Source organism: Nitratidesulfovibrio sp. 1201_IL3209 (assembly GCF_036763125.1).
In the GTDB taxonomy this organism is placed as follows: domain Bacteria; phylum Desulfobacterota; class Desulfovibrionia; order Desulfovibrionales; family Desulfovibrionaceae; genus Cupidesulfovibrio.
This window is the reverse complement of the sequence record NZ_JBAIYT010000003.1, coordinates 46,035-58,939: the sequence shown is the minus strand read 5'-3', so window position 1 is coordinate 58,939 and position 12,905 is coordinate 46,035. Positions and strand designations below refer to the sequence as shown.

General features: G+C 68.3%; 8 protein-coding genes. 3 read left to right on the top strand and 5 right to left on the bottom strand.

Going from position 1 to position 12,905, the window contains the following annotated elements; all coding sequences use genetic code 11:
• Window positions 1–4: 4 nt before the first annotated feature.
• Window positions 5–745, bottom strand: a complete 741-nt coding sequence (locus V6B97_RS03055; protein WP_333505021.1) for an HAD family hydrolase — start codon at window positions 743–745, stop codon at window positions 5–7.
• Window positions 746–1,305: 560 nt separating this feature from the next.
• On the opposite strand from V6B97_RS03055, the gene V6B97_RS03050 reads away from it, so the two are divergent.
• The 3 genes from V6B97_RS03050 (at window position 1,306) to V6B97_RS03040 (ending at window position 4,334) form a co-directional block, all read left to right on the top strand.
• Entirely contained in the window at window positions 1,306–2,553 is a 1,248-nt protein-coding gene (locus V6B97_RS03050) for a sulfite exporter TauE/SafE family protein (protein WP_333505020.1), read from the top strand.
• 1 nt (window position 2,554) lies between these two features.
• Window positions 2,555–3,274, top strand: a complete 720-nt coding sequence (locus V6B97_RS03045; protein ID WP_333505019.1) for a hypothetical protein — start codon at window positions 2,555–2,557, stop codon at window positions 3,272–3,274.
• Window positions 3,275–3,617: 343 nt separating this feature from the next.
• Window positions 3,618–4,334: a superoxide dismutase gene (locus V6B97_RS03040; protein WP_333505018.1), complete on the top strand. Its 717-nt coding sequence runs from the start codon at window positions 3,618–3,620 to the stop codon at window positions 4,332–4,334.
• A 395-nt stretch (window positions 4,335–4,729) separates the two neighbouring features.
• Here V6B97_RS03040 and V6B97_RS03035 read toward each other — a convergent pair whose 3' ends face one another.
• The 4 genes from V6B97_RS03035 to V6B97_RS03020 all read right to left on the bottom strand — a co-directional run bounded on the left by V6B97_RS03035 (window position 4,730) and on the right by V6B97_RS03020 (window position 12,898).
• Window positions 4,730–7,483, bottom strand: coding sequence for a PEP/pyruvate-binding domain-containing protein (locus V6B97_RS03035; RefSeq protein ID WP_333505017.1), 2,754 nt, complete (start codon window positions 7,481–7,483; stop codon window positions 4,730–4,732).
• Window positions 7,484–7,537: 54 nt separating this feature from the next.
• Window positions 7,538–7,897 (bottom strand): response regulator, encoded by a 360-nt coding sequence (locus tag V6B97_RS03030; protein ID WP_333505016.1) that lies wholly within the window; start codon window positions 7,895–7,897, stop codon window positions 7,538–7,540.
• Between the two features lie 189 nt (window positions 7,898–8,086).
• Complete coding sequence (locus tag V6B97_RS03025) at window positions 8,087–9,787, bottom strand: sensor histidine kinase (protein WP_333505015.1); 1,701 nt, start codon at window positions 9,785–9,787, stop codon at window positions 8,087–8,089.
• A gap of 375 nt (window positions 9,788–10,162) precedes the next feature.
• Window positions 10,163–12,898 (bottom strand): PEP/pyruvate-binding domain-containing protein, encoded by a 2,736-nt coding sequence (locus tag V6B97_RS03020; RefSeq protein ID WP_333505014.1) that lies wholly within the window; start codon window positions 12,896–12,898, stop codon window positions 10,163–10,165.
• Between the last annotated feature and the right edge of the window lie 7 nt (window positions 12,899–12,905).

The following is a 12,905-nucleotide window of genomic DNA, read 5'->3' as shown; positions in this document are numbered from 1 at the left end:
GCAGCTAGAGGTGGTCCAGCAGGTCCAGCGGATGGGCCAGCAGCACGGAAGCGCCGCTCTCGCGCAGTTCCGCCTCTCCCCGGAAGCCCCACAAGCAGCCCACGGCCAGCATGCCCGCGCCGCGCGCGGTGCGCATGTCCACGTTGCTGTCGCCCACGAAGGCCGCGTGCGCCGGGTCCACCCCCAACGCCCGGGCCGTGGCGATGGCCGCGGCGGGGTCGGGCTTGCGCGGCACGCCGGGGCGCGCCCCGGCCACCACGGCGAACGGGCCCAGCGGTCCGTCATCCGGGGCACCGTCAGGGGCGCAATCCGGGGCACCGCCTGGGGCATCACCCCCGCCGCTGCCCGCGCCATCGAAGAAGCTGCCCACCATCAGGCGGGTGAAGGCGTGCGGCTTGTTGGACAGCACGCCCAGCGGCAGCCCAGCGGGGGCCAGCGCGGCCAGCAGTTCGCGGATGCCGGGATAGGGCGCGCTCTTGGCCGACCAGCGCGCGCCGTATTCGTCGCGCATGCGGGCCACCAGGGCGGCCACGGCGGTCTCCGTGGCGACGCCGGGCGGGATGTCCGGCGGCAGTGCGCGCCGGAACAGGGTTTCCACCCCGTCGCCCACGAACTGGCGGTAGGCGTCCACGGGATGGGCGGAAAAGCCCTGCGCCAGCAGGCAAGCGTTGGCCGCGTCGGCCAGGTCTTCCAGCGTGTCCAGCAGGGTGCCGTCAAGGTCGAAGATGATGGCGTGTATGGGCATGGACCTCACCTACCGCGTCCGGCAGGCACTGTACAGGATGCGGACGCTCCTCCCCCGCCGGACGCCGGATTCCTTGCTGCCGTGTAAAAAAAGCTGACACCTCGCCCCGGTCCCACGCCCGGCAGACCGACCGTAATCTACCGCAACCGGCAGATGGCGCCCGCAACAACAATATCTGGCTGTTTTTCAAGATAAAATTCTTCAAGACTCCAGGGCTCCGCCCGTAACCGTCCCACCGCAATGCGTTGTCCTTTCACGCGGGCCGCACGGACCGCAGCGCCGCCAGGTCGCGCCGGTGGCCGGTTGGCGGGCTGCCGCCAGGATTCCGGACAGCCGCGCCGTCCCGTCCGTGCGCGTTCCGCAACATGCCCTGCTCCCCCGCTGTCCCGCACCACATAAAACAAACTATCTCAGCATATTATCACATAATATCCGCATTCGTTCCTTTTGGCACAACCGTTGCTACTTCCGGCTCGTCCCATTGCGCCGCGAGGGGTGCACGGGGGCGGAGGCTGGGTAACGGGTATGCATCACGCATCGAGTTTCACGGAGGAACCGGAATGAGCTTTCCAAGACAAGTCTTCGAATTCCTGAAGGCTGGCTCCATCGCCCACGCGCAGTGGGATATCGAGGTGTCCACGTCCATCATCAAGAACAGGAAGAAACTGATCATCCTCGGCATCCTGCTGCTGCCGATCCTGATGTTCAGCTTCGCCGAGGCGAACTCCATGCTGGGCAGCAAGACCGCCTACGCTCCGGCGTTCTACTCCACCAAGATATTCCTGGTGTCCATCGCGGTGGGTCTGGCCGCGGGCCTGATCACCGGCTGCATCGGCGCGGGCGGGGGCTTCATCATCACCCCGGCGCTGATGGCCGCGGGGGTCAAGGGCATCCTTGCCGTGGGCACGGACCTGTTCCACATCTTCGCCAAGGCCATCATGGGCACCACGGTGCACAAGAAGCTGGGCAACGTGTCGGTGAAGCTGGCCATCGCCTTCCTGATCGGTTCGGGCGGGGGCACCTTCATCGGCGGGGCCATCAACAAGGGCCTGTACAACACCGACCCCCTGCTGTCGGAACTGTTCATTAGTTCCATCTACGCGGTGCTGCTGGGCTTCCTGGGCTTCTACGCCCTGTTCGACTTCCTGAAGGCCAGCAAGGCCGGCGGCGGCGGCGACGCCCACGGCGGCAGCAGCGGCGCCACGGGCCTGTCCGTCAAGTTGCAGGCCATGAACATGCCGCCCATGATCACCTTCGACGAAGACCTCGTGCCCGGCGGCCGCCGCATTTCCGGCTGGATCGTCGCCGCGGGCGGCATGGTGGTGGGCATCCTGGCCGCCATCATGGGCGTGGGCGGCGGCTTCGTCACCTTCCCCATGTTCGTGTACATCTTCGGCGTGTCGTCCATGACCACCGTGGGCACCGACATCCTGCAGATCATCTTCACCGCCGGTCTCGGCGCCATCGCCCAGTACGCCATCTACGGCTACGTGTTCTACACCCTGGCCATGGGCATGCTCATCGGCTCGCTGCTGGGCATCCAGGTCGGCGCGCTGACCACCAAGGTGGTCAAGGGCATTCACATCCGCGGCTTCTACGCCATCTCGATCATCGCGGGCTTCATCAACCGCGCCGCCACCCTGCCCAAGAAACTGGTGGAACTGGAAGTGATCTCCCTGTCCAAGGACCTGGTGGGCAACATCGAATTCGTGGGCAACATCATCTTCTGGGTGGTGGTGGCCTTCTTCGGCGTCTGGGTGTTCGGCAAGTTCTTCGCCAACATCGGCAAGCTGAGAGCGGAGGCGTAACATGCTTATCCACAGCAAGAGCAGTTTCATGAAGGGCCTTCTGCTGATGGCCTCCTTCTGCGCGGTCTTCTTCATGATCTTCATGCCGCTCTTTCCCGGTGACGGCGGCAAGGCCCTGAACGGCCTGGAATACTCGGACGACCTGTTCAACAAGCTGTCCAAGGGCTCGTCCTACTTCATCCCCGAAACCCAGAAGCGCGTCGAACCGCTGAAGGGCAAGGTCGTCGAAGTGGCCTACCCCTCCAAGAAGGCTGACGACGCCGCCAAGGTGTTCGCCGCCGTGGGCGTGACCGCCACCGCCGAAGGCTCCACCCTGAAGGTGCAGGGCGACCTGGGCGCGCTGCTCGCCGCCGCCGTGGCCGACTCCGACGCCATGTACAAGAACGACGGCAAGGCCGTTTCCGCACGCTACGCGGGCATGGACCACATGACGGTCATGGAGGCCTGGTGGGAAGGGCTGAACCCCATGATCAAGGCGCTGCAGAAGAACAAGATGGTGGAAGAAGCCGGCGTCGTGGACTCCGTGCTGAAGCGCGCCGTGGAAACCGGCTACAACTTCTACGGCATCCCGGCCGCCAAGGTCATGGACAAGCTGGGCGTGATGATCGGCCTGCTGGTCTTCTATGTGCTGTATACCGTGTGGTACGGCTTCGCCATCTTCGAACTGTTCGACGGCATCGGCCTGACCATGAAGAAGTCCAAGATCAAGCAGGAAGCATAGCGCGCGCCGCCCCGGCGCCGCAGGCTTCCGCCTGACGGCATGACCACCACGGCCCCTTCGCCACCCGGCGGAGGGGCCGTTTCTTTTCCGCGTTCGCGCGGGAAAAGATTCTTCGCGGCATCCACCTGTTGCGGGATGGGCGATTCATGGTATGGTGGCCGTACTCGCCCGCATTTCCGGCCCGGCCGGATTCTCCGCTCTTTCCACGCGCGCATGCGGGCTTCGGCATCCGGTCCCCACGGGGCCGCCACGCGCCCCGTTTCGCCGCACCGCCTCCTCCGGCATTTCCCGGTCACCTCCGGAGAGCCCGGCGCGGTCCACCTTCATCCGCAAGGAGAACGCCATGCCGTCCAATTTCACCCGTCGCTGTTTCATGTCCCTGTGCGCCTCGGCCACCCTGGTGGCCGCAGGCACCCGCCTGCTCGGTCCCTCGGTGGCCCACGCCGCCGACGCCCCCGACGCCTTCCCCATGCCGCCGCTGCCCTACCCCGAAAACGGGCTGGAACCCGCCATCAGCGCGCGCACCATCTCGTTCCACTACGGCAAGCATACCGCCGCCTACTACGCCAACATGAACAAGGCCGTGGCAGGCACCCCGCTGGCCTCCATGAAGCTGGAGGAAGTGGTCAAGTCCGTGGCAGGCGACCCGGCCAAGGCCGGGCTGTTCAACAACGCCGCCCAGTCCTGGAACCACACCTTCTACTGGGCGGGCATGAAGCCCGGCGGCGGCGGCACGCCCCCCGCCAAGGTGGCCGACGCCCTGTCCGCCGCCTTCGGCTCCGTGGACGCCTGCGTGGCCCAGCTTTCCGACGCCGCCAAGACCCAGTTCGCCAGCGGCTGGGCCTGGCTGGTCAAGGGCCGCGAAAACGGCAAGGACGTGCTCAAGGTGCTGAAGACCGGCAACGCCGACAACCCCATGACCCAGGGCTATACCCCCATCCTCACCATCGACGTGTGGGAACACGCCTACTATCTGGACTACCAGAACAAGCGCCCCGACTACGTCCAGGCCTTCTTCGACAAGCTGGTGAACTGGGACGAGGTGGCCAAGCGGTTGTAGATGACCGGCTGTTCCAAGATTTTTTAAGAATGAATCGGGGAGGGGACCTTTTGCGGCAGCCGTTAGGTGAGCGCGAAGCGCGAACCTTACGGATGGCGACCGCAAGCGAAAAAAGGTCTCCCTCCCCGAACCCCACCCCCCCAAACTTTTTGTTAGGGGGGATCTTTTTTATACGCGATGCCCCTACGTAGCCATGGCGTAACATAAGCACCCAACTGGAACTCCAAGGCCCTACCCAATTGAAAAGTTTTGGAAGATAGGGGTCCGGGGAAAGAAACCTTTTCACGCGTTGCGGACTCCATCCGTAAGGTTCGCGCTTCGCGCTCACCTAACGGCTGCCGCAAAAGGTTTCTTTCCCCGGTTACTTCTTTCATCAAACTCTTCAGTAGATGAGACTACCCCGCAACAGGCGCAATCCTCGCCATGTCGGCGGCGATGCGGTCGCGGATGGGGCCGAACACGCGTTCGTTGTGGGCCACCATGTCGATCTGGCGGGTGTGGATGAGCAGGTAGCCCACGCCGCGCACCAGGGTGAGGATGCGTTCCTTGGGCAGTCCTTCGAGGGAGGCGAACAGGGCGTCGTCCTTGACGTCGGCGCGGAAGCCGCGCGCTTCCAGCACTTCGCCCACGAAGCGGGCGCGCAGGGTGCGGCGTTCGGAACTGGCGGCGCCGCCCTTGAACTGGAAGGTCACGTAGTTCTCGTGCGGGTTGTCGGCGGCCATGGCTTCCACGGTGCAGAAGTGGTAGCCGAAGCGCGCCTGAAGATTGCAGTAGTCGCGCGAGATCATGAGAAAGTTACGGTTGGCCAGGGTGGTGGCGGCGGTGGGTTCCAGGTCCGGGTTCACGGTGGATTCCATCATGACGGACAGGAACCCGCGCGCGTCGGTGGCGGGCGGCCCGGCCCAGGGCACGGCGGTCATGCCGTCCCACAGGGCCAGCATGGGGGCGGAGGCGATGTCGGCCAGGTCCACCACGGGGCCGGGCACGGGCTTGCGGAAGCCGCCGTCGATGTCCAGCAGCCAGTACTGCAATTTGGTGCCGTTGACCCGCAGCTGCTTGCCCAGGCGCTGGGCACCGGGACCGGTGCCCATGGAACCGATGGGATCGGACGCGCCGAACAACACCTCCACGGACTTTTCGTGGCAGAAGCGGGTGATGTCGTGCAGGGTGCGGCAGTGGGCCGGGGCGAATTGCGGCGATTCCGGGTCCAGCAGGTGCAGCGGCAGGACGAGCCGCGCGGCCGCGGCCAGCGCGGAGTGCACGGGGCTGCCCTCCATGAGGTTGCGGCGCGGGGCGTGGCCCAGAAGTTCCTCGATGCGGCCGGGGTGCACGCGGCGGTTGTCCGCGTCCACGGTGACGATGCCCGCGTGCTCCAGAAGTTCGGCGGCGCGGGGCAGGCCGAACAGGGCGGGCACGCCGTATTCGCGGGCCACGCTGGCCAGATGCCCGGCGGCGCCGCCCGCCTCGGCCACCACGGCCGAGGCGCGGGACAGCAGCGGCGCCCAGCGCGGCAGGGCCCGCTCGATGACCAGCACCCCGCCGTCGGGGAAAGACAACAAATCCATGTCCTTGCGCACCACGTGGGCCAGGCCCGCGCCCGCGCCGGGGCTGACCGGGGTGCCGCCCAGCAGGAGCACCGGCGGACCGGATTCGGCGCAGCCGTAGCCGCCTTGCAGGGGGCCGGGCTCGGCCGCCGCGCCATCGCCAGCGCCGCCCGCGCCGTCCACGCTCTTGCCCGGCGCGCATTCGCCCTCGGGCAGTTCGTCGTGGCGCGCCTCGCGCAGGGGGCGGCTTTGCAGGATGGTCAGCACGCCCTCGGGGCACACCGCCCATTCGATGTCCTGCGGCTCGCCGTAGAACACCTCGAACCCGGCGGCCAGAGAGGCGATTTCCAGGGCGCGGGCGTCGTCGATGCACGGGGCGTCCACCATGTCGGCGGGCATGTCCTCCAGCCGCACGCCCTCGATGGGGTCGCGCACGAAGCGCTGGGGCTTGGCCGCGATCTGCCGCTGCGCCACCTGCATGGGCACCTCGCGCGAGACCACGAACACGTCGGGGCTGAAACTGCCGTCCACCACGGCCTTGGGCAGGCCGGGCACGGCGTTGATGACCACGGTGTTGTCGCGCAGGTCCAGCGGGTTGCGGCTGTAGGCAACGCCCCCCGCCACCGCGTCCACCATGACCAGGCAGCCCACGCACATGGGCACGTCCTCGTCGGGGATGCCGCGCGCCAGGCGGTAGGTCATGGCGGTGACGCCGTACTTGCTGGCCACGATGTCCTTGAAGGTGTCCAGCACGTCCTCGGGCGGCACGTTGAGTTCGGAGCGGTACTGCCCGGCAAAGGAGGCGTCCAGCGAATCCTCGCCCACGGCGCTGGAGCGCACGGCGAAGCGCACCTCCGCACCCGCGCAGGCGCTGGTGCCGGGATGGGGGGAATGCAGCGGCCCGGCCAGGCGTTCCACCTGCGCGGTGATGGCCGCGGCCAGGTCGTCGGGCACGGGCGCGGCCAGGATGAGCTGCTGGATGGACGCGGACAGGGCGAACACCTCGTCCAGGCGGGTGGCGTCGGCGGCCTGGATGCGCCGGTCGATCTCCTCCTGCAGGCCGCCCGCCTCCATGAAGCGCTGGTAGCCGCTGGCCGTGACCACGAAGCCGTCGGGCACGGTGATGCCGAGGCGGCGGCGGATTTCGCCCAGGTTGGCCATCTTGCCGCCGGTCTGGTCGGCCAGGTCCACGCCGGTGGCGGCAATGGGCAGCACCAGCGGCCCGCCGCCCGCGCGCACGTGGGGGGCCACCACGGCCTCGATGCCGGTGCGGATCTCGTCGAACTTCGTTTCCAGTTCGGGCCAGCGGTTGTCGGACAGCGCGTTGAGGTGCCGCACGATCTGGAACACGCTGGCGCACGCGCGGGTGCAGGCCCCGCGCACGTAGGTCATGCCGAAGGGGCGCACCCCGCGCAGGGCCTCCTCCATATCGGCCATGATCTCGAGGGCGCTCTTGTTGGCGGACAGCAGCAGACGGAAGCGCGAGCAGCGCTCGCGGTACAGCGCGCGCAGCCGTTCGGTTTCGGCGTCGGACACGCCGCCGTCCCGCGCAGGTGCGTCCTGCCGCCGGAACAACGTGCCGAGTTTGTGGAAAAAGCCGCCCATGTGCTATCCGCTGTCGTGTCCGTCGTGGTGTCCGCCGCCGTGTCCACGCCCCGTTCAGGCGTGGCGCACGGCCTCGCCCAGCTTGAAGATCAGTTCGTTGATGGCCACGGGCTTCAGCATGTAGTCGAACGCGCCCAGTTCCATGCCCGTCAGCGCCGCGCCCAGGCTGGCATGCCCGGTCAGCAGCACCACCGGCACCTCGGGCCGCAGGGCCTTGATACGCCGCAACGTCTCCAGCCCGTCCATGCCCGGCATCTTCACGTCCAGCACCACGGCGTCGTAGACGCCCTGCTCCACGCGCGCCACCGCGTCCGCGCCGTTGTCCGCCGTGTCCACCTCCATGCCGCGCCGCGCAAGCCGCTTGTGCATGAGGTCCAGGAATTCCGTCTCGTCATCCACGATGAGAATCTTCATGTCGTGGCCCTTTTTCGAAGATTTTCGGGGGAAGGGACCCTTTGAAAAGGGTCCCCTTCCCCCGGCCCCCATCCCCCCAAACTTTTCATTCGGGGTGGGGGAGGGGCCGAGGGCACCGTACCCCTCCATAGCAGGGGTGCAGGGGGCGAAGCTCCCTGCCCGCCGGAGGCGTACAAGAAACAGCTGCCGTTACCGCAAGTTGAGCAGGGTATCCTGCGTGAAGGCGGGCGGCGCGGTGGGCAGGAGCACGGTGAAGGTGGCTCCGTTGCCGGGGGTGCTTTCCGCCACGATGCGGCCGCCGAGTTTTTCCATGATCGAGTAGCAGATGGCCAGGCCGAGGCCGGTGCCTTCGCCTGCCTTCTTGGTGGTGTAGAACGGGTCGAAGATGTGTTCGAGCACGTCGGGGGCGATGCCGCCGCCGGTGTCGGTGACGGCCACGAACACCTCGTGGCCGCTTTCGGTGGCGCCGGTGCGCACGGTGATGGCGCCGCCCTGGCCCACGGCGTCGATGGCGTTGTCCAGCACGTTCAGGATCACCTGCTGCACCTGGGCGGTGTCGGTGGTGATGGCGGGCAGTTCGGCGTCGAAGTCCTTGTGGATGGTGATGGAGCGGTGCAGGGCTTCACTTTCCAGGAACTTCACGGTCTGCTCGGTCAGCACGTTGAGCGGCACGTCTTCCTGCATGGGTTCCATGCGGCGGCCAAAGCCCAGCATGCGGTGGGTGATGCCCTTGGCCCGGTCCACGTGCTGTTCGATCTTGTTGGCGGCTTCCTCGATTTCGGCGTGGTGGGCCATGCGCGCGGCGTCTTCCTCGGACAGCAGGTCGCGGATCCACCCGGCGTTCTCGCGGATGAGCATGAGCGGGTTGTTCACCTCGTGCGCCACGCCGGCGGCCAGCTTGCCGAGGGCGGCCATCTTGCTGGACTGCATGAGCGAGGCGTCGAGCATGGCCTGCCTGCGGTCGGCCTCGATGACCTTGTCCACGATGACCCGGGTGGTGAAGAAGGTGCCCAGGCAGATGACCACGGCCCCGCCCAGCAGGAACAGCACCACGATGAGCTGGGTGTGCACCAGCGGCGAAAGGGGTTCGCGCGGGTCGTCCATGACCACCAGCAGCCAGGGCATGTTCTCGAGCCAGGTCATGCCGGTGACCATGGGGCGGCCTTCGGTGTTGGCGATGGTGTCCACCACCACCCCGCGCTTGGCCCTGTCGGGCATGGTCATGCGCAGGCCGGGCCGGGTCATGATGGCGCCGTTGTTGCGCGAATCGGATTGCAGGGTGCCGTCGGTGCCCAGCAGGAAGGCGTCGCTGTTGGTGCCGGAGTAGGCGCGGTGCAGCATGGCGCTGACCGCGGCGGAATCGATGGTGGCCCGCAATATCCAGGCCCGGCCGTTCTCGCGGCGCATGACCGCGATGATGAAGTGCGGAAAGCGGCGGAACCCGGTGAACACGTCGCTGACGTACTGACCCTTCAGCATCACCTCGTGGAACCACGGCTCGTCGCGGTAGTTGGCCGCCTCCAGCGAGTACGGCCCCACGTAGGCCACGTGTTCGCCCTGGTCGTTGATGACCCCGATGTCCACGTAGGAGCGGGCGTTGGACTGGATGACCCCGAAGATGGTGCCCAGTTGGGCGGGGTCGGACAGTTCGCGGAACGAGTGGGTCCAGGCCAGGCTCTTGATCTGCGAGACGCGTTCGGCCAGGAAGGTGTCCAGCGCGCGGCGCTTGCTTTCGGTCACCGCCTCGATGCCCGAGACCATGCGTTCGTGGTAGGTCTTGGAAAACTGGAGATGGATGAAGAAGCCCAGCGCGAAGAGCGGCACGAGCGAAAAGGCGAGCATGGCGAAGGTGAGCCTGCGCCGCAGCCTGGTGTATCCGCCGATGTCCATCCAGCCTCCGTGGGCGGGCCGCCCCCGCGAAAGGGGCGCCCGGAAAAAGGCCGCCTCGGGCGAGGGGTCTGGGGGCGGGGAAGGGAACCGTCGCCTGACGGCGGGTGATGCCTCGGCCACGGCGCGAAAACGTTGCGCGCGCGGCACATTCGTTTCGGTGGCGGCACGTCGGCACGCCGGGGCGGCAACCCCTCTCCCCCGGCGGCACATTTGTGGAACACGGGCCGCGCGGGGGTCACCCCATGTGCGACAATTACCCGATCATCCAGCATTTTACAATCGCAAGGAGCGTCCGGACCGCGGAACGGGGAAACATCCGTTTCGCGCCCCGCCCGTTTCCGCCCCTCGGCCGGGGCCGCGCCCGGTGACGGCGGATCAGACCGGGGCGGCCGGGTCCACGGCCCGGCGCGGGCGCGCGGCTTCAACAGACGCGGCCTGATCGGCCTCTTCCAGCAGGCGGCGGCAGTCGGCCAGCATGGCCGCGCGCCGCTCGTCCAGTTGCGGGCCGTCGTTCATGATCATGTCCAGCTGGCGGGTGTGGATGGTCATGTACCCGGCCACCAGCAGCATGCGCAGGGCCTGCGCCTCGGGCAGGTTCTCGATGCGGGCCGACAGCGCGTCGCGCCGCACGGTGCAGGCGAAGCCGAATTCCTTCAGCAGCCCGGCCACGAATTCCACCCGGCGCACCCGGCGCTCGATGTTGGCGGCCCCGCCGCGCAACTGGAAGACCACGTAGTTCTCGGGGGTGCGTTCGCCCACCAGCGATTCCACGGCCACGAAATGGAACCCGAAGCGCGAGTGCAGGCTGCAGTAATTGCGCGAAACCATGAAGTAGTTGCGCTCGGTGAAGAACGCGGTCTGGGCCGCCGGGTCCAGATGCGGATTGGCCGTGGCCTCGAACATCACCGAGAGGAAACCCTTGGCGTCCACCGGCGGCGGCCCCTGCCACGGCACGGCGTTCATGCCGCGCCACAGGGCGCGCATGGGCACCGAGGCGATGCGCGCGATGGGCACCAGCGGGCCGTTGACCTCGCCGTCGAAGCCGTCGTCCAGGTTGACCACCCAGAACTGCTTGGGCACGTCGCACTGCAACTGCTTGACCCGCTGCGGCGCGTGGCGCTGCTGCGAGCCGAAGCGGAACATCTCGGCCACGGCCTTTTCGTGGCAGAACCGCCCAAGATCATGGAAGGTGCGGCAGTTGGCCGACTTGAAGTCGGGCGAGTCCGGGTCCAGGGTCAGGGGCAGCATGTGGTGGGCGGCGGCGTCCAGGGCCTGGAGCACCGGGCTGCCGGGCATGAAGTTGCATTCCGGCGGGGCCGATTCGACGAAGGCGTCGACGCGGCCGGGGTAGATCACGCCCACGTCGCCGTGCACGGTGACCACCGCCCCCTGCTCCAGCAGGTCCAGCGGGCTGCCCTGCCGGAACGGCCCGAACACGGCGGGCTTGCCGAATTCGCGGGCCACGGCGGCCAACTGGCTGGAGATGCGGCCCCGCTCGGCCACCACGGCCCCGGCGCGGTCCAGCAGCATGCCCCATTCGGCCAGGTCGCGTTGCACCACCAGCACCGCGCCGTCCGGGAAGGAGCGCACGTCGTCGCGTTCACGCACGATGTGCACCGGCCCGGCCACCACGCCCGGCCCGGCGGTGACCCCGCCGTCCAGCAGGGCCGGGGGCGGACATTCGGTCTGGGCGGCGTCCTCGGCCTCCGATTCCGCGTAGCTTTCCGGCAGGTGCGCGCGCGGCGCGGGCAGCGGCCGGGCATGCAGCAGCGAGACGGAGCCGTCCGGCTCCAGCAGCCAGTCGATCTCCTGGGGCAGGCCGTAGCGCTCCTCCACGGCCAGGGCCAGTTCGGCCACGGCCCGGGCCTCCGTGTCATCCAGAACCGGCAGCACCGGCAGCGCCAGCCCGGCGTCCGCGCCAGTTCCGGAGGCGATGCTGCGCAGCCGCACCGAGCCGCCCGCGCGGCACACGTGGTAGGCGTCCACGTCGTGCGCGCCGTCCTCCACGGCCTCGGACAGGCCGCGCGCGGCGAACACGTGCACCGAGGTGTCGCGGGCGTGCAGGGGGTTGCCGGTGTAGGCGATGCCCCCGGCCACGGGATCTTCCACGGCAAAGCAGCCCACGCACACGCAGGTGCCCGCGTCGCGCAGGCCCCGGTTGCGGCGGTAGGCGATGGCCTGGGGCGAATACTTCAGGGCCAGGGTGGCGCGCAGGGCTTCCAGCACCCGCTGCCGGTCGGGCGGGGCCTCGGGGCCGGAACCTTCTTCGAACAGGGGAATGGACGGCCCCCACAGGGTCATGCCGCCCGCGTCGTCGTCGCCACCTTCCCCCGCGCCAGTGGACCCCTGCGGCCACACCCGGCCGCGCAGCAGCAGGCGCATGTTGCGTCCCCGCGCGCCGGGACGGGCGGCCACGCGGGTCCGCAGGGCGGACAGGGCGTCCATCAGGGCGTCGGCCACCTCGCCGGGCACCTCGGCCGCCAGGATCAGCCCGGCGATGGAGGGCGAAAGGTCCATCAGGTTGTCCGGCCGGATGCCGCCCGATGCCTGCACCCGCCGCCCGATCTCCTCTTGCAGGCCCTGATGGCGGAACAGCCGTTGGCAGGCGGCGGCGGTGACGATGAACCCGTCGGGCACGCTGGATGTACCCCCGCCGCCGCGCGGGGCCAGGGCGTCCCGCAGCCCCCCCAGGCGGGTCAGGGCCGGGTCGGCAAGGTCGGGCTGGGCAAGGTCCGGATGGCCGAATGGCAGGGCAAGGGGGCCGTCCATGGTGGCCGGACGGCCGTAGACGATGGCCGAGACCTCGGCCTGGATGGCGTCGAAGCGGGCGGAAAGCTCGGGGTAGCGGCCGGGGGCCAGTTCATCCAGCTGGCGGATGCACTGGAAGACCTGGGTGGTGATGCGGGTGCACAGCGAGCGCACCGTCTGCATGCCGAAGGGATGGACGCAGCACAGGGCCAGTTCCATCTCGGTCATCACTTCCTGGAGCTTGGCCCAGGCGTTGAGCACCAGCTTGAAGCGGTGATGGCGCGCCGCGAAGGCCTCTTCGGCGGCGGCGCGTTCCTCGTCCCGCCGCTTGCGGCGGAAGGGCAGCCAGCAGAACAGCCCCATGGCGTTT